This window comes from Cupriavidus pauculus (genome assembly GCF_022179805.1).
Taxonomy (GTDB): Bacteria; Pseudomonadota; Gammaproteobacteria; order Burkholderiales; family Burkholderiaceae; genus Cupriavidus; species Cupriavidus pauculus_E.
This window is the reverse complement of sequence record NZ_BPUO01000001.1, coordinates 240,997-266,328: the sequence shown is the minus strand read 5'-3', so window position 1 is coordinate 266,328 and position 25,332 is coordinate 240,997. Positions and strand designations below refer to the sequence as shown.

Annotated in this window: 26 protein-coding genes; 19 read left to right on the top strand and 7 right to left on the bottom strand. The window is 66.8% G+C overall.

Annotated elements, in window-relative coordinates; translation table 11 throughout:
• The first annotated feature begins 185 nt into the window (after positions 1-185).
• From MFF62_RS01385 to MFF62_RS01340, 10 genes are all read left to right on the top strand, one after another.
• Positions 186-1,160 carry a PhnD/SsuA/transferrin family substrate-binding protein gene (locus tag MFF62_RS01385; protein ID WP_238259138.1) on the top strand — a complete coding sequence of 325 codons (975 nt, stop codon included), beginning with the start codon at positions 186-188 and terminating at the stop codon, positions 1,158-1,160.
• 20 nt (positions 1,161-1,180) lie between these two features.
• On the top strand, positions 1,181-2,206 hold the full coding sequence (locus MFF62_RS01380; protein ID WP_238259137.1) for an amidohydrolase family protein: 1,026 nt from the start codon (positions 1,181-1,183) through the stop codon (positions 2,204-2,206).
• Positions 2,207-2,217: 11 nt separating this feature from the next.
• On the top strand, positions 2,218-3,072 hold the full coding sequence (locus MFF62_RS01375; RefSeq protein ID WP_238259136.1) for an amidohydrolase family protein: 855 nt from the start codon (positions 2,218-2,220) through the stop codon (positions 3,070-3,072).
• Between the two features lie 28 nt (positions 3,073-3,100).
• Positions 3,101-4,420, top strand: coding sequence for an MFS transporter (locus MFF62_RS01370; protein ID WP_238259135.1), 1,320 nt, complete (start codon positions 3,101-3,103; stop codon positions 4,418-4,420).
• Positions 4,421-4,459: 39 nt separating this feature from the next.
• On the top strand, positions 4,460-5,446 hold the full coding sequence (locus MFF62_RS01365) for a DODA-type extradiol aromatic ring-opening family dioxygenase (RefSeq protein WP_238259134.1): 987 nt from the start codon (positions 4,460-4,462) through the stop codon (positions 5,444-5,446).
• 40 nt (positions 5,447-5,486) lie between these two features.
• On the top strand, positions 5,487-6,344 hold the full coding sequence (locus MFF62_RS01360) for an HpcH/HpaI aldolase family protein (RefSeq protein ID WP_238259133.1): 858 nt from the start codon (positions 5,487-5,489) through the stop codon (positions 6,342-6,344).
• A gap of 11 nt (positions 6,345-6,355) precedes the next feature.
• Positions 6,356-7,261 (top strand): substrate-binding domain-containing protein, encoded by a 906-nt coding sequence (locus tag MFF62_RS01355; protein ID WP_238259132.1) that lies wholly within the window; start codon positions 6,356-6,358, stop codon positions 7,259-7,261.
• A 110-nt stretch (positions 7,262-7,371) separates the two neighbouring features.
• Entirely contained in the window at positions 7,372-8,514 is a 1,143-nt protein-coding gene (locus MFF62_RS01350; protein WP_238259131.1) for a porin, read from the top strand.
• A 37-nt stretch (positions 8,515-8,551) separates the two neighbouring features.
• Positions 8,552-10,462, top strand: coding sequence for a hypothetical protein (locus MFF62_RS01345; protein ID WP_238259130.1), 1,911 nt, complete (start codon positions 8,552-8,554; stop codon positions 10,460-10,462).
• A gap of 126 nt (positions 10,463-10,588) precedes the next feature.
• On the top strand, positions 10,589-11,407 hold the full coding sequence (locus tag MFF62_RS01340; RefSeq protein WP_238259129.1) for an IclR family transcriptional regulator: 819 nt from the start codon (positions 10,589-10,591) through the stop codon (positions 11,405-11,407).
• Between the two features lie 149 nt (positions 11,408-11,556).
• On the opposite strand, the gene MFF62_RS01335 is transcribed toward MFF62_RS01340, so the two are convergent.
• From MFF62_RS01335 to MFF62_RS01315, 5 genes are all read right to left on the bottom strand, one after another.
• Complete coding sequence (locus MFF62_RS01335; protein WP_238259128.1) at positions 11,557-12,276, bottom strand: SDR family NAD(P)-dependent oxidoreductase; 720 nt, start codon at positions 12,274-12,276, stop codon at positions 11,557-11,559.
• Positions 12,273-13,259, bottom strand: a complete 987-nt coding sequence (locus MFF62_RS01330; protein ID WP_238259127.1) for a tripartite tricarboxylate transporter substrate binding protein — start codon at positions 13,257-13,259, stop codon at positions 12,273-12,275. The genes MFF62_RS01335 and MFF62_RS01330 overlap by 4 nt, the downstream gene beginning before the upstream one ends.
• Before the next feature lie 61 nt (positions 13,260-13,320).
• Positions 13,321-14,049 carry an SDR family NAD(P)-dependent oxidoreductase gene (locus MFF62_RS01325; protein WP_238259126.1) on the bottom strand — a complete coding sequence of 243 codons (729 nt, stop codon included), beginning with the start codon at positions 14,047-14,049 and terminating at the stop codon, positions 13,321-13,323.
• Positions 14,046-14,573: a 2,4'-dihydroxyacetophenone dioxygenase family protein gene (locus MFF62_RS01320; protein ID WP_238259125.1), complete on the bottom strand. Its 528-nt coding sequence runs from the start codon at positions 14,571-14,573 to the stop codon at positions 14,046-14,048. The genes MFF62_RS01325 and MFF62_RS01320 overlap by 4 nt, the downstream gene beginning before the upstream one ends.
• Positions 14,574-14,676: 103 nt before the next feature.
• Entirely contained in the window at positions 14,677-15,411 is a 735-nt protein-coding gene (locus tag MFF62_RS01315) for an ABC transporter substrate-binding protein (RefSeq protein ID WP_238259124.1), read from the bottom strand.
• Positions 15,412-15,577: 166 nt separating this feature from the next.
• Here MFF62_RS01315 and MFF62_RS01310 point away from each other — a divergent pair, with 166 nt between their 5' ends.
• Entirely contained in the window at positions 15,578-16,006 is a 429-nt protein-coding gene (locus tag MFF62_RS01310; protein ID WP_238259123.1) for a hypothetical protein, read from the top strand.
• On the opposite strand, the gene MFF62_RS01305 is transcribed toward MFF62_RS01310, so the two are convergent.
• Positions 15,955-16,491, bottom strand: a complete 537-nt coding sequence (locus tag MFF62_RS01305; protein WP_238259122.1) for a histidine phosphatase family protein — start codon at positions 16,489-16,491, stop codon at positions 15,955-15,957. The two genes, MFF62_RS01310 and MFF62_RS01305, sit on opposite strands and share 52 nt — an antisense overlap.
• A 231-nt stretch (positions 16,492-16,722) precedes the next feature.
• Here MFF62_RS01305 and MFF62_RS01300 point away from each other — a divergent pair, with 231 nt between their 5' ends.
• Both MFF62_RS01300 and MFF62_RS01295 read left to right on the top strand, forming a co-directional pair.
• Complete coding sequence (locus tag MFF62_RS01300; protein WP_238259121.1) at positions 16,723-16,950, top strand: CbtB domain-containing protein; 228 nt, start codon at positions 16,723-16,725, stop codon at positions 16,948-16,950.
• A 12-nt stretch (positions 16,951-16,962) separates the two neighbouring features.
• Positions 16,963-17,700, top strand: coding sequence for a CbtA family protein (locus MFF62_RS01295; RefSeq protein ID WP_283205298.1), 738 nt, complete (start codon positions 16,963-16,965; stop codon positions 17,698-17,700).
• Here MFF62_RS01295 and MFF62_RS01290 read toward each other — a convergent pair.
• Entirely contained in the window at positions 17,697-18,632 is a 936-nt protein-coding gene (locus tag MFF62_RS01290; RefSeq protein ID WP_238259119.1) for a 2OG-Fe(II) oxygenase, read from the bottom strand. The genes MFF62_RS01295 and MFF62_RS01290 overlap by 4 nt on opposite strands.
• Between MFF62_RS01290 and MFF62_RS01285 the strand changes: the two genes are divergently transcribed.
• The 6 genes from MFF62_RS01285 to MFF62_RS01260 all read left to right on the top strand — a co-directional run bounded on the left by MFF62_RS01285 (position 18,627) and on the right by MFF62_RS01260 (position 25,328).
• On the top strand, positions 18,627-18,821 hold the full coding sequence (locus MFF62_RS01285) for a hypothetical protein (RefSeq protein ID WP_238259118.1): 195 nt from the start codon (positions 18,627-18,629) through the stop codon (positions 18,819-18,821). The genes MFF62_RS01290 and MFF62_RS01285 overlap by 6 nt on opposite strands.
• 139 nt (positions 18,822-18,960) lie before the next feature.
• Positions 18,961-21,165, top strand: coding sequence for an alkaline phosphatase family protein (locus MFF62_RS01280; protein WP_238259117.1), 2,205 nt, complete (start codon positions 18,961-18,963; stop codon positions 21,163-21,165).
• Positions 21,166-21,270: 105 nt separating this feature from the next.
• Positions 21,271-22,665 carry a cytochrome-c peroxidase gene (locus MFF62_RS01275; protein WP_238259116.1) on the top strand — a complete coding sequence of 465 codons (1,395 nt, stop codon included), beginning with the start codon at positions 21,271-21,273 and terminating at the stop codon, positions 22,663-22,665.
• Entirely contained in the window at positions 22,662-23,333 is a 672-nt protein-coding gene (locus MFF62_RS01270) for a hypothetical protein (RefSeq protein ID WP_238259115.1), read from the top strand. Before MFF62_RS01275 ends, MFF62_RS01270 begins: the two co-directional genes overlap by 4 nt.
• Before the next feature lie 77 nt (positions 23,334-23,410).
• On the top strand, positions 23,411-24,166 hold the full coding sequence (locus tag MFF62_RS01265) for an SDR family NAD(P)-dependent oxidoreductase (protein ID WP_238259114.1): 756 nt from the start codon (positions 23,411-23,413) through the stop codon (positions 24,164-24,166).
• A 97-nt stretch (positions 24,167-24,263) separates the two neighbouring features.
• Positions 24,264-25,328 (top strand): catalase family peroxidase, encoded by a 1,065-nt coding sequence (locus MFF62_RS01260; RefSeq protein ID WP_404990532.1) that lies wholly within the window; start codon positions 24,264-24,266, stop codon positions 25,326-25,328.
• Positions 25,329-25,332: the final 4 nt, after the last annotated feature.

Below are 25,332 nucleotides of genomic sequence, written 5' to 3'. Positions count from 1 at the left end.
TGTCTTGCCAGGCGGGCCATTGTGCACCGGTTGCCCGTTCATTCAAAAAAGTCCCAGCGAATCTGCGTTTTGTGTAGGGACGCGGCGCGGCCCGCTGCCTATTCTTGCTCCCCATCGAGACGTTGCGTCCGGCGCCGGCCAAGGCGATGCCGCCGCCGGGCGTGCAACACCCAAAGGAGAAGCAGTTGGCAAAGAAAGTCCCGCTCAAGATCGCGATTGCCGAGCACCCGCATACCTCGGCCATCCGCAACGGCACCATTCCCATCGAAGGCGTGGATGCCGAATTCGTCACCGTGCAGCCGCAGATCGGCGCGTTCCGCCGCATGGTGCGCGATGTCGAGTTCGACGTCTGCGAACTGGCGCCCACCACGTACATCATTGCGCGTGCCCACGGCGCGCCGTTCGTGGCGCTGCCGATCTTCGTGGTGCGCCGTTTCCACCATGGCGGGCTGCTGGTGCGCCCCGACGCCGGTATCCGGCATCCGAAGGACCTGGAAGGCCGCAAGGTGGGCGTGCGTGCCTATTCGGTGACCACCGGCGTGTGGACGCGCCAGGTGCTGATCGACGAGTTCGGGCTGGACGATGCCAAGGTGACCTGGGTGGTCGACGACGAGGAGCACGTCACGCAGTTGAAGCTGCCGTCGAACGTCATCCATGCGCCGGCCGGCAGCTCGCTGGCCGACATGATGGCCAGCGGCGAACTGTCGGCGGGCTTTGCGGCGGCGGCGGGCATTGGCCGCACCGGCGCGCCGACCGGCGGCTGGAAGGAGGTGGAAGCGGACTATCCCGACCTGCTGCCCAACGCGACCGAACTGGAGGCCGACTACTACGCACGCACGGGCGTCTATCCGATGCACGGCACCATCGTTGTCAAGGATGCGGTGCTGGCCGAGCATCCGTGGATCGCCAGGTCGATCTACGACGCCTTCGCCCAGGCCAAGCAGGAATGGCTGGCCCGGCTTGACGCCGGCCAGGCCACCAGCGCCAGCGACAAGAAGTACATCGAGTTGCGCAAGATCGTCGGCCACGATCCGCTGCCGTATGGCCTCGCGGAAAACCTGAAGACCATCGAGACGCTGGAGGCCACCGCCTTCAGACAGGGGTTGACGCCGCGCCGCATGACCATCCACGAACTGTTCGTGGATCCGCTGGCCCGCTGAATTCTTACGGAAAACGCATCATGATCATCGACTGCCACGGTCACTTCACGACCGTCCCCGCATCGTTCCGCGCCTGGCGTGCCAAGCAGGTGGAATTTGCAAACGACCCGGCCAACGCACCGTCGCGCGCCGGCGCGCATGTGTCCGACGACGAAATCCGCGAAGGCGTGGGCAATGGCCAGCTCAAGCTGCAGCAGCAGCGCGGCAGCGACCTCACGCTGTTCTCGCCGATTGCCGGGCTGATGAGCCACCACCTCGGCAATGAACGCACGAGCCTGGAATGGGCCGAGATCTCGAACGACCTGGTCTATCGCGTCACCGAGATGTACCCGGACAACTTCGCGCCCGTATGCCAGTTGCCGCAGTCGCCGGGTGCCGATCCGGCCCACTGCATCCCCGAATTGCGCCGCTGCGTGGAGCAGCTTGGCTTTGTCGGATGCAACCTGAACCCCGATCCGTCGGGCGGCTACTGGACCGGCAAGCCGATGACGGACCGCTCGTGGTATCCGCTGTACGAGGCACTGGTGGACCTGGACGTGCCGGCGATGATCCACGTGGCGGCGTCGTGCAACCCGTGCGCCCACGGCACCGGCGCGCACTACCTCAATGCCGATACGTCGGTGTTCATGCAGTTGCTGCAGGGCGACCTGTTCAAGGACTTCCCGACGCTGCGCCTGGTGATTCCGCATGGCGGCGGGGCAGTGCCGTACCACTGGGGCCGCTATCGCGGCATGTCGCTGGAAATGCGCGAGCGTCCGCTGGAAGGGCTGCTCGACAACGTGTTCTTCGATTCCTGCGTCTACCACCAGCCCGGCGTGGAGCTGCTGACCAAGGTGATTCCGTCGACCAACGTGCTGTTCGGCTCCGAGATGATCGGCGCCGTGCGCGGCAAGGACCCCGACACCGGCCACAACTTCGACGACACCAAACGCTATCTCGATGCCTGCCCGGCACTCGACGATGCCGACCGCTACAAGATCTTCGAAGGCAACGCACGCCGTGTGTACCCGCGCCTGGACGCGCGGCTCAAGGCACGCGGCAAGTAAGGACACCGGCCATGACACAACCCCAGATCATCGATATCCACCCGCACATCATCGCCGACGACGAGACGCGCTATCCGCCGGCACCGCTGTTCGGCAAGCGCTCCGAATGGTCGAAAGAGCGGCCCACCACGGTCGAGACGCTGATCGCCGCAATGGACGCCGCCGGCCTGGCCAAGGCTGCCGTGGTGCATTCGTCCACCACGTACGGCTTCGACAACAGCTACGTGGTGGATGGCTGCAACCAGTACGCGGGCCGGCTGGTCGCGGTCGGCTCGGTCGACGTGCTGCAGCCGGACGCGCCGCAGCGCATCCGCGACTGGGTCGAACGCGGCCTGGCGGGCCTGCGCCTGTTCACCGGCGGCAGCACCAAGGAATTCGATCCGAGCGAACTTGACGATCCGCGTGCGCATCCGGCGTGGGAGCTGTGCGCCGAACTGGGCCTGCCGATGTGCATCCAGACCGGCCCGGTGGGTCTGCCGCAGGTGACGGCGCTGGCCAATCGGTTTCCGACCGTGCGCATCGTGCTGGACCACCTGGGCCGCCCCGAAGTGGCCGATGGTCCGCCGTACGCGGCTGCGCACAGCCTGTTCGAGCTGGCTGCGCTGGAGAACATCTACCTGAAGCTCACGCCACGCATCTTCGGCGACGTGAGGAAGGAGCGCGCCAGCGCGGAGACGTTCTTCCCGCGTGTGGTGGAAGCGTTCGGTGCGGAGCGCCTGGCCTGGGGTTCGAACTTCCCGACGTCGCCGGGGACGCTGGCCGAGATACTGGCCACCGCGCAGCAGGGGCTGGCGTGCCTGAACGAGACCGAGCGGGCGTGGGTGTTCGGCAAGACGGCGCAGACGCTCTATCCGGCGCTGTCCTGAGAAGACGGCACGGCATACAAGGAGGCATATGGAGACATCCCGAACCGCGCATGCGTCGCCGGCAACCCCGGCAGCGTCGCCACCAGCTGCCGCGCTGAGCCGCTGGACCATCCTCGCGTTGCTGGCGCTGGGCGTGCTGATTTCGTTCGTCGATCGCACCAGCATATCGTCGGCACTGGCCGATGGGGCATTCGTCCGGGAATTCGCGCTGTCCAGCGTGGACCGTGGCTGGGTCAACTCGGCGTTCTTCTGGTCCTATGGCCTGTTCCAGGTGCCGATGGGCTGGGTGGCCGACCGCTACGGCGTGAAGTGGCCCTATGCGGTCTGCTTTGCCGCGTGGTGCGTGGCCACGGCGATGATGGGCGCGGTCACGGCGCTGGCCGGGCTGGTGGCGATGCGGCTGATCATCGGCATGGCCGAGGCCATCGTCATTCCCGCCAGCTACCGCTGGATCCGCAACAACTTCGACGAAAGCCAGAACGGCCTGGCCGTGGGCCTGCTGGCCATGGGCAACAAGTTCGGCCCGGCCATCGGCGCGCCGGTTGGTGCCTGGCTGATCGTCAACTACTCGTGGCAGTTCATGTTCATCGCCACGGGTGTGGTGGGGCTGATCTGGCTGGCGCCGTGGTTGCTGCTGGTGCGCAACGACTTTCCGTCGAAGGCGCAACTGGCCGTGGCGCACCGCAAGGCCAGCGCGGTCACGCTGGGCAGCATCCTGGCCAGCCCCGTGGTGTGGGGCGGGATGATCACCAACTTCTGCTACGGCTACTTCACGTTCTATTGCATGACGTGGATGCCGGCCTACCTGGTCGAGCAGCGCGGACTGTCGCTCAAGGAATCGGGCCTCTACACGTTCGTGAGCTTTGCCGGCATCGCCATCGTGGCGGCCGTGGCCGGCTGGGCGGCAGACCGCGTGATCGCCCGTGGCCACGATGCGGTCCGGGTGCGCAAGGTCTTCATCATCGCCGGCTTCATCGGCGGCTGCACGGTGCTCCTGGGCGCGCATGCCAGGTCGCTGGACATGGCTCTGTTCTGGAACGTGCTGTCGCTGTCGCTGCTCGGCCTGACCACCGCCAACAACCTGGCGCTGTCGCGGCTGACGCTGATTCCCAAGCCCGCCATCGGCCTGGTCACCGGCGTGCAGCAGGTGGCCACCAGCCTGGCCGGCGGCGTGGCGGCAAGCCTGTCGGGCTGGCTGCTGCACGTGAGCGGCAGCTACGACCTGCCGATGCTCGTGATCCTGGTCTTCCTGGTGATCGGCGCACTGGCCACCGCCATCCTGTTCCGCCCCGAATGGGCGCCCAAGCTGGCCGCGCCGCAGGAAGCCGCACACCCGGCCGAGGCGTGATCCACCCTCTGCATCCTTCAATCTTCTGAACACATCGTCATGGCGAAAATCGTATTCGGGATGGCCGTACCGCACAGCGGCATGCTTGGCCAGGCACCCGAGGACTGGCTCAAGAACGGCGAGCGCGACCGCGCCAACCCCGAGCTGTGGTTCCGCAACCGCACCTGGACCTATCCGGAACTGGAGGCCCACCGCGAGGCGGCCTTCGAGAAATACCTGACCATCGAGGAACGCACCGCGCGCGCCGCGCGCTGCCGCGTGGCGCTGGACAAGATGGCGGCCGCCTATCGCGAGGCCGACATCGACGTGGCGATCATCCTGGGCAAGGACCAGAAGGAGATCTTCACGGACTTCTCGCCGTCGATTGCCATCTACACCGGCAAGGACGTGCACAACGGCCCGCCGCAGCGCGCGGTGTACGCACCAGACCAGCACGTGACGCACGAATGCCATCCGAAGCTGGCACGGTACCTGATCGAGTATTTCCAGCGCGAGAACTTCGACCTGACCGATCTGTTCGCCTGGCCCGACAACGTCTGGATGAAGCCGCTGCCCGAGTATCCGGTGGTGCCGCACGCGTACAGCTTTGTTTACCACCAGATCATGGGCGACAACCCGCCGCCGCACGTGCCCGTGATCATGAACTGCTTCTACCCGCCGACGCAGCCGTCGATGGCGCGCTGCATCGAGTTCGGCCGCGTGCTGCGCGACGCCATTGCGGCGTGGCCCGAGGACGTGCGCGTGGGCATCTTCGCGTCGGGCGGGCTGTCGCATTTCGTCAACGACGAGGCTTTCGACCACCGCATCATGGCCATGCTGGCCGATTACGACTACGACGGCCTGGCCGCCGTGGACGACCGCTCATACCAGTCGGGCACTTCCGAGATCAAGCTCTACGTCAGCGTGATGAAGGCCATGCAGCAGACCGGCGCCGCCATGACGCTGGTGGACTACGTGCCGTGCTGGCGCACGCCCGCCGGCACCGGCGAGGGCATGGGCTTCATGTACTGGAAGGGCCAGGACTGAGCCCTCCGCAAACCATCTATCGAACAGCCAGGGATAAGACATGACCGACACCCGCCTGAACGGCATCATCCGCGCCTTCGAATCGGGCAAGCCCGCATTCGCCGCGTTTTCCAAGCTCGACAAGCAGACCGCCATCGAGATGAGCGACGCGCCCTATGACGGCATCGTGTTCGAGATGGAACACAACCCGTACGACGTCTCGGCACTGGGCGATTCGCTGCAGTACATGCTGAACCGCAAGGCCATCGCCGAACGCGGGTCGATGGCGCCCGGCGTCACGCCCATCGCGCGCATTCCGGCCAACGGCGCCGAGATGAACCAGTCCTTCGCCAAGCAAGTGCTGGATCGTGGCTGCTACGGCGTGATCTGGCCGCACGTGTCCACGGTGGAACAGGCCTACAACGCCGTGGCCGCCTGCCGCTATGCGCGGCCCAAGCACGCGCCGCTGTACGAGCCCAAGGGCATTCGCGGCGACGGCCCGGCTAACGCGGCGCGCTACTGGGGCCTGTCGATGGCCGATTACTATCGCCGCGCCGACGTCTGGCCGCTGGCGCCCGAAGGCGAGATCCTGGTGGGGCTGATGTGCGAGAGCACCGAGGCCATCGAGAACCTGGACGACATCCTGTCGAACGTGCCCGGCATCGGCTTCATCCTGATCGGCGAAGGCGACCTGAGCCAGCAGTTGGGCTTTCCGCGTCAGTACGAGCACCCCGAGGTGGCCGACGCGATGCGCCGCATCGTCGAGACCTGCCACAAGCACAACGTGGTGTTGGGCAATCCGCACGTCAATGCCAAGAACCACAAGCGGCTGGTGGAAGAGGGCTACCGGCTGCTGATGTCGGCGCCGCTCAAGAGCTACGGCGTGGCCGGCATGGCGCGCGAGATGGCGGGCTACTGATGGAGGCCGCGATGAACGACGTGTCTGCCCTGGCAAACGGCGTACCCACGCTGCGCACCAACCTGGCCGAGTACAAGGTCACCCAGGCGATGCGCGACGGCCGTGTGTCGTCCGACCTGGTGAAGCTCGACTTCTGCGGCCCCACGCCCGCGCATAACGGCTTCAAGGCGATGGTGCGCGAGAGCGCGTTCGATGCCGGCGAGCTGGCCATCGTCACGTTCCTGCAGGCCAAGGCGTATGGCAAGCCGTACGTGCTGCTGCCCACGCCGATCTCGGGCCGCTTCCAGCACCATTGCGCCGGCTTCAACATCGACTTCGGCCAGCTCGATCCCAAGGACATCGAGGGCCGCAAGGTGGGGGTGCGCACCTACACGCAAACCACCGCGCTGTGGATTCGCGGCATCCTGCGCCACGAGTACGGCGTGGACCTGGACCGCGTGACCTGGATGACGCTCAACGACGGGCACCTGGCCGAGTACACCGACCCGGCCAACTGCCAGCGGCTGCCCAAGGGTGCGTCGATCCCCGACATGATGCTGCGCGGCGAGCTGGCGGCGGCGCTGCTGGGCGAGGACATGCCCAAGGACCCGCGCGTACGCACGCTGGTGCCGAACGCGCAGGACGCAGCACGCGACTGGTTTGCACGCGAAGGCGTGGTGCCGATCAACCATATGTTCGTGGTGCATCAGGACGTCTCGCGGCAGCGGCCCGACATCGTGCGCGAGCTGTACCGGATGATCGCCGAATCCCGCGCGCAGGCCGAAGGCGGCGTGCCGGCCGTGTTTCCGCCGATTGGACTCGAAGCCAACCGCAAGGGCCTCCAGCTGGCTATCGACTGGGCACTGGACCAGCGCATCATTCCGCGCCGCCTGTCGGTGGACGAACTGTTCGACGACGTGACGGGCAGTCTGGGCTGAGCGAAGGGGAGGCAAGCGACAGAAGGAAACGAGCGCACCGGCAGGGTAACGGTGCGCCGGGCGGTATTCGAACCCACACAGCAAAAATAATGAAATCGAGGAGACAAACCATGAAGCAAGGGATTGCCGCATGCGCACGCGTTTTCGTCTACGGTGCGGCGCTGCTGGCCGCGCCCGCATGGGCGCAGGTCGGGCAGGTGCCGCAGAACGTGCCGCAGCCGACATCGATCACGCTCTACGGGCTGGTGGACGTGGGCATCGAATATATTCACGGCGCGCAGACCGGCCCCACCGCCACCGGCAGCCAGGCGCGCATGGGCTATGGCGGCGCGCCGTCGCGCTGGGGCATCAAGGGCGTGGAAGACCTGGGCGGTGGCCTCAAGGCGCTGTTCACGCTGGAAGGCGGCATCATGGTCGACACGGGCGGGCAAAGCCAGTCGCGTATGTTCGGCCGCCAGGCGTGGGTGGGGCTGCAGAACGACTGGGGCACGATCAGCTTCGGCCGCCAGTACACGATGCGCTACTACGGCATGCTCGATGCCGATATCTTCGCCGCCGCCTCGCAGGGCCTGGGCGTGCTGGATGCTGGCATTCCCAATGCGCGCGCCGATAATTCGATTTCCTATCGCGGTGCCTTCGGCCCGATCAGCGGTGGCCTGAACTACAGCTTCGGGCGCGACGCGGCTGCCGCCAACAATCCGTCCGCCACGAACTGCGCGGGCGAGGTGGCGGGCGACGCCAAGCAGTGCCGCGAGTACTCGGCCTACCTGAAGTACAACGGCGGCAACTGGGGCATCGTCAGCGCATACGAACGCATCTATGGCGGCACCGCCGCCACTTACGGCGGGCTGGTCAATTCGAACCTGACCGACAGCCGGCTGACCGTCAACGCCTACCTGCAACTGGGCGAAACGCAACTGGGCGCGGGCTGGCTCAAGCGCGACAACGAAGGCAGCACCACGCCCAAGAGCAACCTGTACTGGATCGTCGCGTCGCAGCCAGTGGCCAAGGCGTTCACGATCGACGGCATGGTGGCGATGAACAAGTTCGAGGACTCGCCCAACAAGGCGGTGCTGGTGACACTGCGCGGCAGCTACACGTTCTCCAAGCGCACGCTGGTGTACCTGTCGGCGTCGATGATCAAGAACAGCGGCACGCTGGCCGCCCCGGTCAGCTCGAATCCGCCGGGCACGCCGCCGCTGCCGGGCGGCTCGGAGCAGTCGGTCATGGCCGGTATCCGGCACGTGTTCTAAACGCAGGGAAAAAAGTCGGAACAGGGAGACAAACACGATGAAGCGTTATCGATTTATTCGCACTCTGCTGGCCGCCACGGCCGTGGCTGGCGTGTCGGCGAGCGCGGCCGCGCATGGCGGCACACCCGTCAAGGGCGAACTGCTGCTCAACCGCATCGGCCCGGTCAGCTCCGAGCTATATGTGTCCAACGCCGACGGCACGGGCGAGACCCGGCTGCTGGGCACCACGGGCTTCGACTACCACGCATCGTTCTCGAAGGATGGCCAGTGGGTGGTCTTCACGTCCGAGCGCGACGGGCTGGGCCAGTCGAACATCTTCCGTGTCAAGGTCGACGGCACGCACCTGCAGCGCCTGACCGACCATATCGCCGTGGACGACCAGGCGGTCTTCTCGCCCACCGACGCCAACGTGATCGCCTTCGTCTCGTCGCGCAAGGGCGCGGACGGCTGGGCCACGGCCAACATCTGGACGCTGAACATTGCCACGGGTGCGCTGAAGAACGTCACCGGCGCGCTGCCGTTCGATCCGAGCCGGCCGCACGGTTACTTCCGGCCGTCGTGGTCGCCCGACGGCCAGTGGCTGGCGATTTCTTCCGACGTCGGCACCGACTGGCGCGGCCATGACCTGCCCAACGGCTGGGAGCGCACCCAGGAAAGCGCGATCTATGTGATTCGTCCCGATGGATCGGGCTTCCGGCGCATTGCCGGCAGCGCCGGGCAGGCCGACGGATCGCCAGCCTGGTCGCCGGACGGTACCAGCGTGGTGTTCTATGAATCGACGCAGGAGGCCACGTGGGGCGCGCACCGTCCGGAACTGATCAACGCGGTCAGCTCGCAGGTGGTGTCGGTGAACGTGAGCACGCTGGCGCGCACGACGCTTACGTCAAGCCCCGGCTACAAGGTGTTTCCGCAGTACCTGAATGCCGGCACGATTGCTTACCACGTGAAGGGCGGCGCCACCGAGGGCCTGTACACCACGGCAGGCGCGTTCCGCTCGACGGCCGGCTCGGGACTGCGGTCGCCGAACTATTCCGCCGATGGCCTGCGCATGGTCTACGAGAAGGTGGCCTTCCAGCCGGCACGGACCAATGGCACCGAGCTGTACGCATTCGACAAGAACTGGCAGTACAAGTACACCGACGTGTTCCCGCAGTTGTCGCGCGACCGCCAGAAGCTGGTGTACACCGAGAAGGCGATCAATGGATCGATCGCCACCATCAATACCGATTTCACGGGCTATACGCGCATCTATGACCCGGCCACCAGCGGCGTGGATCCGACGCTGATCGCCAAGGGTCTGGCCGGCGCGTTCCAGCCGACGTGGTCGCCCGACCGCAAGTGGGTGGCGTTTGGCGTGGGGCAGTGGTTCCTGACGCGTGCGGCCGGTCCGGGACGGATCGCGCGCATCCGGGCCGATGGCAGCATGAACGGCATGCCCGAATTCCTGACTGACGGCAGCGTCAACTCGGGCTTCCCAAGCTACTCGCCCGATGGCTCGAAGATCGTCTATCGCGTGTGGAGTCCGGCCGAAGTGGGCTTGCGCATCATCGACGTCAACACGCGGGCCATCACCACGCTGACCACCGAGCCCGACAACACGCCCGGCTGGTCGCCTGACGGCAGCCGCATCGTGTTCACGCGCAAGCTGGTGGACCCGGCCAACCCGAACCGCTTCAACTACGACGTTTTCACGGTGCGGCCCGACGGCTCTCACCTGACCCGCCTGACCACGCACGGCGCCAACGACGGCCATGCGGTGTGGACGTGGGACGGCCGCATCCTGTACAGCTCGGGCGTGTATGGGTACCGCGACGAGGTGGCGCTGTATGACTTCACGTTCCAGCCCGACGGCCAGAACTGGACCATGAACGCCGACGGCTCGGACAAGAGGCCGCTGACCGATACGATCTGGGAAGAGGCGATGCCGCTATTCGTCCCGCTGCGCTGAATCCTGTCGATGTAGCGATAGTGCTTTGGGCGCCGTGTTCCGCACGGCGTCTTTTTTTTGGCCAGGGCGCCGCGAGCCGGGCAGGGGAGGGATAATGCGTGACTGCGTTCGTACACTGTCCCGATCATGCCCGCATCGACATCGTCCGCGACATCGGCCAAGGTGGCCGGTACCGCCGCATTCTCGAAGTTCATGGAAGTCCTGCAGCTCGTGGCCGATGCCGACGAGCCCATGACCGTGGCCGCGCTGGCGCGCGTGTCGGGCTATCCGCGCCCGACGGTCTACCGGATTGTGGCGGCCCTGGTGGCCGAAGGCATGCTGCACGAGCAGGCGGGCACCGGCGCGCTGGCGCTGGGCACCCGGTTGATGCAACTGGCCAGCCGAAGTTGGTCGCGCTCCGATCTGCGCCTGGCCGCGATGGATGCGCTGAAGGCGCTGCGCGATTTCACCGGCGAGACAGTGCACCTGGCCGTGCCCAACGACACCACGATGATCTACATCGAGAAGCTGGAGAGCACCAGCGCGGTACGCATGGCATCGCGCATCGGCACGTCGGTGTCGATGCATTCGACGGCGGTCGGCAAGGCATACCTGAGCGCGCTCGCGCCCGACGCCAGAGCAGCACTGATCGCGCGGCTGACTTTCACGCGCTATATGCCCGATACGATCATGACCACTGATGCGCTGACCAGGCAAGTGGAGTTGTTTCGCGGGCAGGGGTGGTCGATCGATGCCGAGGAGAACGAGGCGGGCATCTATTGCTTTGGGGCAGCGATCGTCGATCCGCAGGGGCAACCGGTGGCGGCGGTCAGCGTGAGTACGCTGCGCTTCCGGCAGAAGCCGGACCCGGAGGCGGCTTATGTGCGGCCGTTGATCGAAGCGTGCCAGGAGATTTCGCGACGCGTGGCGGAAGCGCCGGGGATGGCGGCGTCGCGGGGGATGTGAGTACTACTGGCTTGTTTTTTCTACCCGCTTTCGCCTCGCCTCTTCCCTCTGGTTTTCTCCCCTCTCCCGCACGGCGGGAGAGGGGAGCGAAAAACGGGAGCCGACGCCATGCGGGAGAGGGGAGCAAAACAGAGGCAAACCAAAAAACCTCAAGCCACCAAATACCCCCCATCCACCGGCACGATCACCCCGGTCATGAACCCCGCCGCCGGCGAACACAGAAACGCCACCACATCCGCCACATCCCCCGGTGTCCCCCAGCGACCCAATGGCGTCCGCGACAGAATCGGCTCCGCCCGTGCCGGGTCATCCTGCAAAGCTTGCGTCAGCGGCGTGGCGATCCAGCCTGGTGCCACCGCGTTCACGCGAATGCCTTCCTGCGCGTAGGCCAGCGCCAGCGACTTGGTGAGCTGGGCTACGCCGCCCTTGCTGGCCGCGTAGCCAGGCACCAGCGATCCGCCGAAAAAGCTCAGCATCGATGCGGTGTTGACGATGGTGCCGCCCCGCGCGGCCAGCAGCGGGCGCGCCGCGCTGCAGACGCGCATAGTGCCGGTCAGGTTCACGGCCAGCACCTGCGCGAAGACCTCGGGGTCGTGCTCGGCACCGCGCCGGATGATGCCGGCGCAGTTCACCACGATGTCCAGCGCGTCGAAGCTGCCCACCAGGTCCGCGACATCGCCTTCCTTGCTGACGTCGGCGATCTTCACGTCGATGCCGGGCAGCAGCGAGCCGTCGCCACGGTCGATGCCGGTGGCGGTGACGCGTGCGCCGAGTTGCGCCAGCCGGTTGGCCACGCCGGCGCCAATGCCCTGCGTGGCGCCGGTGACCAGCGCGTGCTTGCCCTGGAACAGCTTTGTATCGAACGTCATTGGCGCATTCCGAACTTGGCGATCAGCGATTTGAAGTAGGCGTCGTCCTTGGCGATGGCGGCCTTGAACTCGTCCTGGTCGGCATAGGCGTAGCCCAGGTTCTGCTTGTCGAGCATCTCGCGCAGCGCCGGTTCCTTGGCCGTGGCGGCTGCGGCGGTGCGCAGCACCTTGATCACCTCGGGCGGCGTGTTGGCCGGGGCAGCCAGGCCGCGCCACGTGCCGATGGACAGGTCGATCTTGCGTTCCTTGAGCGTCGGCACGGACTCAAAGCCCTTGACGCGCGCATCGGCCATCACGGCCAGCGTCTTGAGCTTGCCGGCGGCCACGTACGTGTAGACCTCGGCCGGGCTGACCGCCACGGCGTCGATATGCCCGCCCAGCAGCGCCAGCACGGCGGGATTGCCGCCCTGGAACGGGATGTGGTTGAACTTGGTGCCGGTCTTGTCTTCCAGCGCGGCGGCGGCCAGGTGCCAGATCGATCCGTTGCCGGCGTTGCCCACGCGCACGCTGCCGGGGTCCTTGCGGGCGGCGTCCAGGAACTGTTCGATCGTGGTGTAGGGCGAATCGGCGCGCACCGTGATGGCCGACGGGTCGGCGTTGAAGCGCGCGATCGGCGTGAAGTTCTCGTGGGTGACCTTGGTTAGCCCCAGGTGCGGCACGATGGCCAGGTCCGCCGTGATCAGCGACAGCTTGTAGCCGTCCGGCTTGGCATTGGCCACGTCGGCCCAGCCGATGGCACCGCTGGCGCCGGGCTTGTTGGTCACCACCACGCTTTGCGGCAGGTGCTTGCGCGACGATTCGGCAAACGCGCGCGCCAGCGCGTCGGTGCCGCCGCCGGCCTGGAACGGCACCACCAGCTCGATGCTGTGACTCGGGTAGTTCGACGTCTGGGCCTGCGCGGGCGCGGCGGCCACGCACGCGAGCGAGGTGAATACGGCAAGGGCGCATCCTAGGCGGAATGCCTGGGTCCGGGCAAGGGTCATGGGCTGTCTCCAAGTATCGTTATGGGGTGCATCGGGTACTGCGAAAACAACGGCGAAAACGTCAGTACGTGGCGCGGCCGCCCGAAAGGTCGAACACCGCGCCGGTATTGAACGAGCACGAAGCCGAGCACAGCCATGCCACCATCTCCGCCACTTCGTGCGGTTCGCCCAGCCGCTGCATCGGGCTCTTGTCGATCATGGTCTGCACGTGCGACGGCGACATCTGCTCCAGCAGCCGCGTGCGCACGGCGGCCGGGGCGATGGCATTGACGAGCACGCCCGCCGTGGCCAGCTCCTTGCCCAGCGACTTGGTCAGGCTCAGCACGCCGGCCTTGGCCGCGCTGTAGGCCGACGCGTTGGGCGTGCCTTCCTTGCCGGCCAGCGATGCGATATTGACGATGCGTCCGCGGCCGGCCGTGCGCATGGCCGGCACCACGGCATGGCAGGTGCGGAACACGCCGGTCAGGTTGACGTCGACAATTCGCTGCCAGGTGGCGGGGTCGTACTCGTCGAGCGGCATCGTCGGGCCGGCATAGCCCGCGTTGTTGACCAGGCAGTCGATGCGGCCCCAGCGTTCGAGCATGGCGCCGGTGGCAGCACGCAGCGTGGTGGGGTCGGTCACGTCGACGTGATGGAAGTCGTCGACCGTGCCGGCGGGTTCGTCGAGGTCCCAGACCACGACGGTGGCGCCGTCCGCGCGCAGACGGGCGGCGATGGCCGCACCAATGCCGGCGGACCCGCCCGTGACCACGGCCACGGTGCCCGTGAAGTCGTAGCGCGCGCCGCTCATCGGATGAACTGGTCGGCGAAGTCCGCGCCCAGCCCCACCTCCTCGAAGTGCTTGCGGCACATGTCGATCTTGGTGAAGACGTCCTCGTAGCCCATGCCCTTGCCGTACGGGTCGGTGTAGTACATCACGCCGTTGACCTGGAAGTACGTGATCATTTCCTCGACGTCGGGCGGCACGTAGAGCGTGTGGGTCTCGCCGGGCGGCTCGAACACGTAGCTACCTTCGGTGGCTTCCCAGTCGTGCTCCAGGTACCGCCAGCGGCCCTTGAGCACAAAGCCGTGCACGGCCTGCGGATGGCGGTGGCGGCTCAGCACGCCCGACTTGCGCACGCGCAGCAGGTTCATCCAGTATCCCTGGCTGCGGTTCAGGCACAGCGGCCGGAACCAGACGTTCGGCGCCTGCGGCACCCACAGGCGTTCGTCTGTGGGAATCGCATGTTGCACGACGATTTCCGGCAGCGCGTCGGGCGGGTTGGGGTACTGGTACGGGGTCAGCGGTTCGGCGTCGGTCTTGTCGAGGGGCATTTTGTTCTGTCCACTATATGGACATAGTGACTACGATATGGACGTTGGAACCAATCGTAGTCGTCGCCCCGAGCCGGCCGAAAGTGGGAGTTTCCCTATCGGATCAGCCTTCGGCCGGCGCCACGTTGGCGCCCTCGATGCCGTGTGCTTTCAGCGCGGCCGCCACCTTGCCCGACGCCTTCATGTCCTCGACAAACGCCGCCAGGTAGGCGGCCGCTGCTTCGCCGCGCAACTTGTGCACGCCCATGGCCTGGCGAATCACCATGAAGCGTTCGTCCAGCAGCCGCAGGCCGCTCATGCCGGCGGTATCGGCTTCCAGTTGCTGCCGCACGCCGGCGGCCACGTCGAGTTGTTCGTCGAGCCAGGTCTTGACCACCGCTTGCGACGACGGCGCGTGCACGATCTCGGCATGCTGCAGCTCGCGGGTCAGGAACAGGTCATAGGCGCTGCCCCGGCCCACCACCACGCGCGTGCCGGCACGGTCGACATCGGCGTTGGTGCGCACGGGCGATTCGTCGCGCACCATGTAGTAGCCCTCGATCAATACATACGGTGCCGTGAAGGCAATCGTGGCGCCGCGCTTGGGGTCGATGGCAAAGAAGCCGATGTCGGCTTCCTGGTTCGATACCACGTCGACCGACTTGCCGGCCGTTTCCACCACCACAAGCTCCAGCCCCACGCCCAGCCGCGCGGCCAGCGCGGTGGCCAGGTCCACCGAGACGCCACCGGCGCCGGCGCCGTCCTTGCGATGGGCCAGCACGGGGTTGCCCAGGTTGATCGATGCACGCAGCACGCCGGTCGGGGCGAACGCGTCGAGGATGGCCTTGTCTGCAGTCATGTTGTCTCTCTCGGGTTTCACATCAGTGGCATTGGTGGCTTCGGCGCCAGGATGAACGGATTCTTTCATATCCGGCGTCATACATTTTTAACTATGTAAAGGGAGTCGACGGGCGTATAAAGGCAACGAGCATCGTAACGACGGCATCCGCCGTGCAGGAGACGCCATGACCCCGCTCGTGCGCCTTGTCATCCCGACGTGCCTGGCCGTCGCCATGCTGGCCGGCTGCAATACCGCACCGATCCCGCCCGGCAAGACCGTGCCCATCCAGGCCGCGCTCGATGCCATCACCAGCGACATGTGCGCGTTCCAGCAGCGCTTTGCGCAATCACCGCAGGTCCAGGGCGTGGGCGTGGATGCCTATACCGTCGAACTGGTGCTGACCGTCGATGCCGCCCGGCAGCCGCCGGTGGCCGTAGCGCCCGATATCGCGTTCATGCCCACCGTGACCTATGGCAATACGTTGCTGATGGCCAAGGACAGCCGGCTCGTGGTCACGTTCCGCAATACGGGGCAGGGTAGTGGGGCGCCATGCCCGCAGACTCAGGCCCCGCCGCCCGCACCCCCGGCATCCCCGCCCGCGCCGCCGAAATGAAGCGGCACGGCGACCGACGCCACGCGCCACTGGCCGGCATGTCCTGACAGCGTGGTGAGCGTTAGCGGGGCGATGTCGATCCGCATGCCGGCACGCGCCGGCGCTTCCAGTACATGCAGCACGATGGATCGGATCACGCTGGCGTGGGTCACGGCCAGCGTGTGGCCGGGTTCGCACTGGTTCAGCCAGCGGCCGGCACGCGCCAGCACCGCCTGCAGCGATTCTCCGCCGTGGGCGTCCATGGCGGTATCGGCCAGCCAGGCCGACAGGGCATCGGGCTGCGACGCGGCCACGTCCCTCAGTGACCGGCCGGCCCACTGGCCGTAGTCCACCTCGCGCAGGTCGTCATCGAACGTGGCTGCGAGATTCAGGGCCTGTGTGGTGGCGCGTGCACAGGCCATCGGGCTCGACACCGTGCGGTGCGGCTGGCCTAACGCCTGCCGATCGAGTGTGGCCAGCCGCGCCACGTCTTGGGCGTTGAGCATGTCAAGCGGTTCATCAGCGGGAAAGCAGCCGGATCGGAGCGCGCGCGTGGCGGGCACGCACAGCAGGGAAACGCGGTTTGTCATGCGTCGGGCGTTCGAGTCGTCTAGAATGCACGGATTCCGAAGGGGGGAAGCCGGTGCAAGTCCGGCACGGTCGCGCCACTGTAAAGTCAGACCTTCTCTTCGGGCAACGATCCATGACAGGACGCGTCATCCTCTAGGAGAAGTCTCATGCACGCAAGTGCCATCCACGCGCCGGCCGCCAATCCGGTCGCCATTGCCCCGGTTTCCATCCCCGTTCGCGAACTGCTGCCTTGGGCCATCTTCGGCGGCATGCTGCTGCTTCTGGCCATCTATTTCGTCGGGGTCGAAGAGGGCGCCACCGCCATGTTCAATACGATGCTCGTGCATGAATTCGTGCACGACGGCCGCCATCTGCTTGGCTTTCCCTGCCACTGAGGCCGCGTATCCATGGTGAGAAGTCTGCTGGTCCGCGGCATGATCGCGGGCCTTGTGGCCAGCCTGCTGGCCTTTGCGTTTGCCCGCGTGGTGGGTGAACCGCAGGTGGAGGCGGCTATCGCCTTCGAAGATCAGGCCGCGCATGCGATGGGCGGCAGCCATGCCCACGAGATGCCCGAACTGGTGAGCCGCGACGTGCAGTCCGGCCTGGGGCTGTTTGTCGGGCTCGGTGTGTTCGGCAGCGCCGTGGGCGGGCTGTTCGCGCTGGTGTTCGCGTTTGCCCATGGCCGCCTGGGTGCGCTGGGCGCACGCGCGACGTCGGTGCTGCTGGCCGCAACGGGTTACGTTGCCATCGTGCTGCTGCCATTCCTCAAGTACCCGCCCAATCCGCCGGCCGTGGGCGATCCGTCGACCATCGGCCTGCGCACCGCGCTGTTCTTCACGATGATCGGCGCGTCGCTGCTGGCCATGGTGGTGGCGGTGGTGGCGTCGCGCAGGGTGGTGGCGCGTTTCAATATCCAGGACATCTGGGGCCGATGGCTCTGCGCCGGCGCCATCTTCGTGGTGCTGGGCGCGCTGGTACACGCCTGGCTGCCCGAGATCAACGAGGTGCCCGAGCATTTTCCGGCCACGCTGCTGTGGCAGTACCGCGTGGCGGCCTTCGGCATGCAGGCGGTGCTGTGGGCGGCGCTGGGGCTGATCTTTGCCCATCTGGCGCAGCCCGTGATGGCAGGGCGCGTGACCCGCTAGCCCGCCTCGGCGGCGGAGACGAAGCGCCGCTGGCGCATCCACTTCGTCGCCACCCATTTCTCCCCGCGCAAGACCTCGGCGGCGGCATGCAGCGTCTTGCCGTCGAGCTGGCCGTTGCTGTCGCAGTACTCGAAGTACAGCGCGTTGCCCTTGCGCGGCACCACCGACAGCCCCACCTCGGGGAACAGCGTCTCGCCGCCCGCTTCCACATCGTTCAGGTAGATCACCAGCGTGCTCACGCGCTGGCCGCTGCGCGCGATCGACGCTTGGTTGGCCTCGTTGTTCGGCACCAGAAAGTCGAAGTGCGGCCGGCTCTGCGCGCCCGGCGTGTAGTGCAGCACCTGTAGCCCTTCGCCGTTTTCCATCGGCATCTGCATCAGCGCCGACACCCGCGTGTCGATGGCCGCCAGCAGCGGCGACTCCGCCAGGCGGAAGAACATGCCCTGGCTGCTGCGGTCGGGGCTGACCACGTGCTCGCCGGTGCGTGGGTCGACGATGGTCGACGGCGCCAGGCGCGGCTGCGCCGCCACCATCAACGCATCGCATTCCGCATGGCTGAGCACGCCTTCGAGCACCGCGATCAGGGGTTTGTCCGTGCGCGTCAGGACGTGCACTTGCCGGTCTCCGCCGTCCAGCACCGAGGTGCGCGGCAGCCGGGGCACGGCCGGCGGCATCGGCAGGCGTTCCACCGTGATCTGTCCTTCGGGCATGGGTGCGCCCTCGCGCAACACGCGCGCGAACGCGCCGACCAGTGCGCGCGCCACGGCCGGATCGAACTGGCGTGCCACCAGCGCGTCAGTAATGCCCGGCGCTGTGCCGCCCTGACGCAGCGCGCCGACGATCCAGTCGCGCAGCTCCGGCGAGAAATGGAGCGTTGCCATCTGGCGCGGGGCGGCGGCCGGATCGTTAGCGAAAGGCGAGGGGGCATGCATGAACGGGAACTCCACGAAAGCGCACAGGCGTTGCGCGGCGCCAAGTATTGCGCCGTGGCGGCGGCCGTGGCAACCCTGCAGCGCGTTGCATGGGCTTTGTGTCGGCTTTGTATCGAGATTTGTCGTCTCGAAATCTGCTGTAACGAAATGGGTCGGTCGATCCACGAAATCGTCACACGCGGTTTTTAGGATCGTGGCCGCTGCACAAGTTGTCCCTGCGCAGGCGGCCCACACCGCCGGCATCCACGCGATGGGGAGCGCTTCGGTGCGGCATACCAGAACGAGACCCACTCACATAGATCGCGCAAGTTTCGGCGAGCCAGAACCCATGCACCCTAAGCACCCCAACCTCGTCCCATTGCTCACCGCCCTTGCCGCCGCCGCGATGCTCGCGGCCTGCGGTGGCGACGACAACACCACCACATCATCGGGCAACACCGGCAACACCGGCACTAACGGCGGCACCACGCAGACCGTGAGCGGTGTGGTGGGCGGCGCGGCCGTCAAGAACCCGACCGGCGTGGCCAATTCGTCGGCCGCGGGCGTCGACTACGCCAAGAGCTCCACCGGCGACGCCGTCGACCAGACGTTCGTGCCGGTGACGTATGCCAACGCCACGGTCTGCGCCGACACCAACGGCAACGGCGCGTGCGACAGCGGCGAGGCCGCCACGCGCACCGACGCCAACGGCCGCTTCACGCTGATCACGCCGGCCGCGAGCCTGGTGGCCGTGGTGGGCACCGACGCCTCGTACGTCGACCCCGTGGCTGGCAACACCAAGGTGGCCAGCAAGATGATCCTGCGCAGCGCCGCCGAGCAGGCCACGGCCGATACCGACGTGGTCATCAGCCCGCTGTCGACCGAAGTGGTGCGCCTGACCGAAGCCGAATCGCTGAAGTTTGCCGATGCCAAGACCGCCATCGCCAGCCGCCTGAGCTTTGCCGGCGGCACGGCCGATGTCACGGTCAAGGCCGACGACGTGGTGGCGCAGCCGGGCAGCCTGTCGGATACGGCCGCCGCCCGCGCGCTGCTGGTGGAAGACAACACGCTGGCCGCGCGCTACACGCAGGCCGCCACGATCCTGGATCGCGGCTACGTTAGCGACAGCGCCACCGATCCGGTCACCACGCTGAAGGCCGCGCAGGATGCCGCGTTCAACCCCGAAGGCATTCCGCGCTACGACCACCTGTTCGTGGTGATCTTCGAGAACCACAGCAACCAGACCATTGACAACGCGGCCTACCCGAACTTCTACAAGTACCTGCACACGGAAGGCAACAAGGCGGCCAACTACTTCTCCACGGGCAACCCCAGCGAGCCGAACTACATCTCGCTGGCCAGCGCCGACGACTGGGGCGTGGCCGACGACAACGCATGGAACTGCCTGCCGGCGGGCGACACGGCCAACCAGCCGACCGACGTCTACGTGCCGGTCACGGCCTGCAACGCCGACACCCGCGTGCACAACCTGAAGGGCCGCCGCAACATGTTCACGGCCATGTACAAGGCCGGCATGGGCACGCGCGTCTACAGCGAATCGATGAACCCGGGCCAGGACCCGCGCCGCGACGGCGTGGCCAATGCCTCCATCAGCGGCCCGAACCCCAGCACCGGCGTGGCTGAAACCATGCCGGCGGGCCTGTACAAGACCAAGCACCACCCGGCCGTCAACTTCGACGACGTGCGCAACCGCCCCGACTTCTTCAAGAACCTGAACCGTTCGGTGGGCGGCGGCCAGTGGGATGCGTCGATCGTCAGCTACGCGGCGACCAACAACATCACGTGGAATACCCACCAGTTCGAGGACGACCTCAAGAGCGGCGATATCGGCGCGCTGAACTACATCGTGCCGGACCAGTGCGACGACATCCACGGCGTGGGTCCGTGCCTGTCGACCAACATCGCGCGTGGTGACGCCTATGCCAAGTACCTGGTGGACCAGATCCAGGCTTCGCCGGCATGGAAGAACACCAGCCGCCGGTCGGCCATCGTGATGCTGTTCGACGAAGGTTCGAGCTTCTTCGGCAGCTCGTCGTGCTGCGGCTGGAACGTGGGCGGCGGCGCCACCAGCGGCTGGCCGCTGGGCGAGGGCATCAGCACCGCGGTGCCGCGCTACAACGGCGGCAACAAGGGCGACGGCCCCACCATCTTCGCGCTGCTGACCAACCAGCCGGGCGCGCCCAAGCAGGTGGTGGACTCCGATGCCTACAGCCACTTCTCGTTCGTGCGCACGATGCAGGACATGTTCGGCCTGGCCGACCCGGCCGTGCCGGCGTCGTACATGAACCGCTCGAAATACACCGAGCAGTACATCGCCGACAACCTGGCCAACCTGGCCGAGTACTCGGGTAGCGCCAATACCCACTTCGACTCGGTTCGTCCGATGAACCACAAGTACGTGGTCAAGGCCGGCGACCTGCAGTCGGGTGGCAGCGTGGCCGGCGGCAGCGGCAGCGGTTCGGTGGGCAGCGGCAACAACGTGGCCACCGGTCCGGACACCAGCCAGGTCAACATCTGGGCAATCAAGTCGTAAGCGTTCGCACGCAAAGCGTCTGAAGGCCGCCGGTGCCCCGTGCGCCGGCGGCTCGCCGTCATTCATCCGCCAAACGGAAGGCGGCTGCCACCGCCCATCCCCATCATGCGTATTTCCAGTTTCGCCGCGCGCTGTAGCGCGGTATCGCTTGCCGTGGCGCTGGCCGCGTGCCAGCCGAAAACCGAATCCGGCAAGCCGGTAACGGTCGCCGCACCGGCCAAAGCCGTGCAGGTGTCCGCACCCGTAGCGGCCCCTGCTGCGCCGCCGCTGTCGCCCGCCGCGCAGGTGGGTGCCAAGCTGTTCTTCGATCCCTCGCTTTCCGGCTCGGGCAAGATGTCCTGCGCCACCTGCCACGACCCGAACCACGCCTACGCGCCGGCCAACGACCTGTCGGTGCAGCTGGGTGGTACCGATGGCAAGCAGCCGGGCACGCGCGCCGTGCCGACGCTGATGTACAAGGAGTACACCAACGCCTACTCCGATACGTTCGAGAACCCCGACATGATCAGCCCGCCCGGTCCCGGTGGCGGGCTCACGTGGGACGGCCGCGCCAACACCATCGCCGAACAGGCCGCGATTCCGCTGCTGGCGCCGAACGAGATGGCGGCCGCCAGCAAGGCGGCTGTCGTCGACGCCGTACGCGGCGGGGCGCATGCCGACGCGTTCCGCCAGGCTTATGGCGCGAGCGTGTTCGACGACACCGACAAGGCGTTCGCGCTGGTGGGCGCCGCGCTGCAGGCTTTCCAGGTGGAAGACCGCAGCTTTCACCCGTACAGCAGCAAGTTCGACCGCTACCGCAACAACAAGGTGGGCGGCGCGCTGACCGATGCCGAGATCCGTGGCCTGCGCGTGTTCCTGGACCCCAACAAGGGCAACTGCATGGCCTGCCACCTGCTGGGCGGCGGCAACGACGGCAGCCAGGACATGACCAGCGACTACTCGTTTGCCGCCATCGGCGTGCCGCGCAATCGCGACATCCCCGCCAACGCCGATCCGAAGTATTTCGACCTGGGCCTGTGCGGGCCGCTGCGCACCGACCATCGCCCCGGCAAGGACAAGGGCGCGGCGGCCACCTGCGGCATGTTCAAGACGCCCGTGCTGCGTAACGTGGCCACGCGCCATGCGTTCATGCACAACGGCGTGTTCAAGTCGCTGGAAGACGTGGTGCGCTTCTACAACACGCGCGATACCGCGCCCGAGAAGTGGTATCCCCGCGATGCGCGCGGCAAGGTGAACAAGTTCGACGACCTGCCGGCGAAGTATCGCGCCAATCTGGACGAGCAGATGCCGCTGGACCAGCGTCGTGCCGGCAGCCAGACGCCGATGACCGACCAGGAGATGCAGGACCTGGTGGCCTTTCTGAACACGCTGACCGATGGCTACGTGCCGACGGCCCAGGCCAACGCCACTGGCCCGCAGGCCCACACCGTGGCCAATGCCATCGTCGACCCCGCCGCGCGCAAGTCTGCGGCAACGCCCAACGCCCAAGCCACACAATGAAATCGACTTTTACCCCCGCGATCATCACCCCCGCGATTCTCACCCGCGCCCTGCTCGTGGCGGGCGCCACGCTGGCACTTGCCGGCTGCAACCGCCCCGATACCGCCAGCGAGGCCAATTTCAGCGCCGCGCTGGACAAGCACCTGCAGGCGCATGGCGATCTCTGCATCGGCCGGCATCAGTGGCCGGTGGATGTGCCAGACCTGCCGGTGGCGGCGCAGATGCGCGACGGCATCCAGATGCCCGCGCTGGAGCATGCGGGGCTGGTGTCGCATGCCAGCGCCGAGATGACGCTGCACCATCAGGACGGCAGTGACGAGCGGGTCAAGGCGCTGCGCTACGACCTGACCGACAAGGGCCGGCAGTACGTCAACGCCGCCCCGCACACGGCCGCGCATGGCGCCGACGCGAGCCAGCCCGACCTTTGTTACGGCCGCGTGCGGCTGTCCAAGGTCACAGGCTGGGACACCCCGAGCAAGACCGCCGACCAGCCCGCGCGGCTGACCACCGTGGTGCGCTATACCTACACGCTGGAGCCCGCGCCGTGGGCCGCCGACGCGGCGGTGCAGGGCGCGTATCCGGTGCTGGCGCGCGTGGTCAAGGGCAGCGGCAAGCTGGAACTGAAGCAGGAGATGGTGGCCACGGGCGGCGGCTGGCAGCCGCTGTAGCCACGCGCATCGCCACGGCAGGGCGGCCAACGGTGTAGTATCCGTGGCCGAACCCTGTCTCAAGCTGGAGAACCCACATGATCGTATTCGTCACCGGTGCCACCGCTGGATTCGGCGCTGCCATCGCCCGCCGCTTTGCCAATGCCGGCCATCAAGTCATCGCAACGGGCCGTCGCGAAGACCGCCTCGCCGCCCTGGCCGATGAACTGGGCCGCGACAAGGTCCTGCCGCTGGTGCTGGACGTGCGCGACCGCGACGCCGTGGCTGCCGCCGTGGCTGGCCTGCCGGCCGGATTTGCCGAGATCGACCTGCTGGTGAACAACGCGGGCCTGGCCTGGGGCCTGGAGTCGGCGCAGAACGCCGACCTGGACAAGTGGGACACCATGGTGGACACCAACATCAAGGGCCTGCTCTATATGACCCGCGCGGTGCTGCCCGGCATGGTGGCGCGCAACCGGGGCCACGTGATCAACATCGGCTCGGTGGCCGGCGCCTACGCCTACCCGGGCGGCAATACCTACGGGGCCACCAAGGCGTTCGTGCACCAGTTCTCGCTGAACCTGCGCGCCGACCTGACCGGCACGCGCGTACGGGTGACCGACGTGGCGCCGGGCCTGGTGGGCGGCACCGAGTTCTCGGCCGTGCGCTTTGACGGCGACCAGTCGCGCGTGGAGAAGATCTACGACGGCGCCGACGCGCTGACGCCGGAAGATATCGCCGAGACCGTGTTCTGGAGCGCCATGCTGCCGGCCCGCGTCAATATCAACTATCTGGAAGTGATGCCGGTGACACAGTCGTTCAGCGCACTGTCGATCCATCGCGAGAAACCGTGAGTTGTTTCCGGTTCGCCCGGATTTTTTGTTTCGGGATGGAATAGGTAGCCAGTGCAGCGCGTATACCGGATGAGTCCTCACTCATCGGGAGTACGCATTGAACGACAACACCCCACAATCGGGCACGCGCATCTGCGTGCCATGCCGCCTGGGCGCCATCGGAGCCGTCGTGCTCGTGCTGGCCGGCGGCTTCGCCTACACGGGCGGGTGGATTGCGCCACATCGGCTGTCCACCCCCACCGTCATCGACCAGTTCCAGCGTAACGACGGCCTGCACGAGGGATACCGCCGCAATCATGCCAAGGGCGTGTGCGTGGAGGGCTATTTCGAGGGCAACGGGGCGGCGGCTACGCTTTCCAAGGCCAGCGTTTTCGGCACCGGGCGCACGCCCGTGATCGGGCGCTTGGCCATTCCGGGCGGCAATCCCCGCGCGCCCGACGGCAGCATACCGATCCGCAGTTTCGCGCTGATGTTCAAACAGGCCGATGGCCAGCAGTGGCGCACCGGCATGAATTCGGTGCCGCTGTTTCCGGTGCACACACCCGAGCAGTTCTACCAGTTGCTGACGGCAACGCAGCCGGTACAGGGCACAGGCAAGCCCGATCCCGCCAAGGTAAAGGCGTTCGCCGAGGCCAATCCCGCGCTGGGGGCCTTCCAGGGCTGGATCCAGGCCCATCCGCCATCGTCAAGCTTCGCCAACGCCGGTTACTACAGCGTCAACGCGTTCTATCTGGTCGATGCCGCCGGCAAGCGCCAGGCCGTGCGCTGGGCCGTGCAGCCCGAGCTGCCCTATGCGCCGGTCAGCGCGGCGGAGAAGGGCGAGGAGTCATTCCTGGCCGCGGATCTCACGCAGAAGCTGGCGGCCGGACCGCTGCGCTGGCACCTGATGCTGACGCTGGGCGCGCCGGGTGATCCCACCGACGATGCCACGAAGTCCTGGCCCGACGACCGCAAGCAGATCGACGCCGGCACGCTGGTGATCGAACGCGCGAGTTCGCAGGACGACGGCGGCGTCTGCCGCGACGTCAATTTCGACCCGACGGTGCTGCCATCGGGCATCGCCGCGTCGAACGATCCGCTGCTGGCCGCGCGCTCGGCAGCCTATGCGCTGTCGTACCAGCGCCGCACGCGCGAGGTGGCACTCGGCGAACAACAGCAATGAGGGA

Excerpts from the sequence above, each read along its gene's own strand:
- MFF62_RS01360 (WP_238259133.1), top strand. The coding sequence starts at position 5,487 with ATGACCGACACCCGCCTGAACGGCATCATCCGCGCCTTCGAATCGGGC.
- MFF62_RS01300 (WP_238259121.1), top strand. The coding sequence starts at position 16,723 with ATGCACGCAAGTGCCATCCACGCGCCGGCCGCCAATCCGGTCGCCATT.
- MFF62_RS01275 (WP_238259116.1), top strand. The coding sequence starts at position 21,271 with ATGCGTATTTCCAGTTTCGCCGCGCGCTGTAGCGCGGTATCGCTTGCC.
- MFF62_RS01355 (WP_238259132.1), top strand. The coding sequence starts at position 6,356 with ATGAACGACGTGTCTGCCCTGGCAAACGGCGTACCCACGCTGCGCACC.
- MFF62_RS01290 (WP_238259119.1), bottom strand. The coding sequence starts at position 18,632 with ATGCATGCCCCCTCGCCTTTCGCTAACGATCCGGCCGCCGCCCCGCGC.
- MFF62_RS01295 (WP_283205298.1), top strand. The coding sequence starts at position 16,963 with ATGGTGAGAAGTCTGCTGGTCCGCGGCATGATCGCGGGCCTTGTGGCC.
- MFF62_RS01325 (WP_238259126.1), bottom strand. The coding sequence starts at position 14,049 with ATGAGCGGCGCGCGCTACGACTTCACGGGCACCGTGGCCGTGGTCACG.
- MFF62_RS01270 (WP_238259115.1), top strand. The coding sequence starts at position 22,662 with ATGAAATCGACTTTTACCCCCGCGATCATCACCCCCGCGATTCTCACC.
- MFF62_RS01265 (WP_238259114.1), top strand. The coding sequence starts at position 23,411 with ATGATCGTATTCGTCACCGGTGCCACCGCTGGATTCGGCGCTGCCATC.
- MFF62_RS01330 (WP_238259127.1), bottom strand. The coding sequence starts at position 13,259 with ATGACCCTTGCCCGGACCCAGGCATTCCGCCTAGGATGCGCCCTTGCC.
- MFF62_RS01310 (WP_238259123.1), top strand. The coding sequence starts at position 15,578 with ATGACCCCGCTCGTGCGCCTTGTCATCCCGACGTGCCTGGCCGTCGCC.
- MFF62_RS01340 (WP_238259129.1), top strand. The coding sequence starts at position 10,589 with ATGCCCGCATCGACATCGTCCGCGACATCGGCCAAGGTGGCCGGTACC.
- MFF62_RS01315 (WP_238259124.1), bottom strand. The coding sequence starts at position 15,411 with ATGACTGCAGACAAGGCCATCCTCGACGCGTTCGCCCCGACCGGCGTG.
- MFF62_RS01365 (WP_238259134.1), top strand. The coding sequence starts at position 4,460 with ATGGCGAAAATCGTATTCGGGATGGCCGTACCGCACAGCGGCATGCTT.
- MFF62_RS01380 (WP_238259137.1), top strand. The coding sequence starts at position 1,181 with ATGATCATCGACTGCCACGGTCACTTCACGACCGTCCCCGCATCGTTC.
- MFF62_RS01285 (WP_238259118.1), top strand. The coding sequence starts at position 18,627 with ATGCATGAACGGGAACTCCACGAAAGCGCACAGGCGTTGCGCGGCGCC.
- MFF62_RS01350 (WP_238259131.1), top strand. The coding sequence starts at position 7,372 with ATGAAGCAAGGGATTGCCGCATGCGCACGCGTTTTCGTCTACGGTGCG.
- MFF62_RS01370 (WP_238259135.1), top strand. The coding sequence starts at position 3,101 with ATGGAGACATCCCGAACCGCGCATGCGTCGCCGGCAACCCCGGCAGCG.
- MFF62_RS01280 (WP_238259117.1), top strand. The coding sequence starts at position 18,961 with ATGCACCCTAAGCACCCCAACCTCGTCCCATTGCTCACCGCCCTTGCC.
- MFF62_RS01375 (WP_238259136.1), top strand. The coding sequence starts at position 2,218 with ATGACACAACCCCAGATCATCGATATCCACCCGCACATCATCGCCGAC.
- MFF62_RS01320 (WP_238259125.1), bottom strand. The coding sequence starts at position 14,573 with ATGCCCCTCGACAAGACCGACGCCGAACCGCTGACCCCGTACCAGTAC.
- MFF62_RS01305 (WP_238259122.1), bottom strand. The coding sequence starts at position 16,491 with ATGCTCAACGCCCAAGACGTGGCGCGGCTGGCCACACTCGATCGGCAG.
- MFF62_RS01345 (WP_238259130.1), top strand. The coding sequence starts at position 8,552 with ATGAAGCGTTATCGATTTATTCGCACTCTGCTGGCCGCCACGGCCGTG.
- MFF62_RS01335 (WP_238259128.1), bottom strand. The coding sequence starts at position 12,276 with ATGACGTTCGATACAAAGCTGTTCCAGGGCAAGCACGCGCTGGTCACC.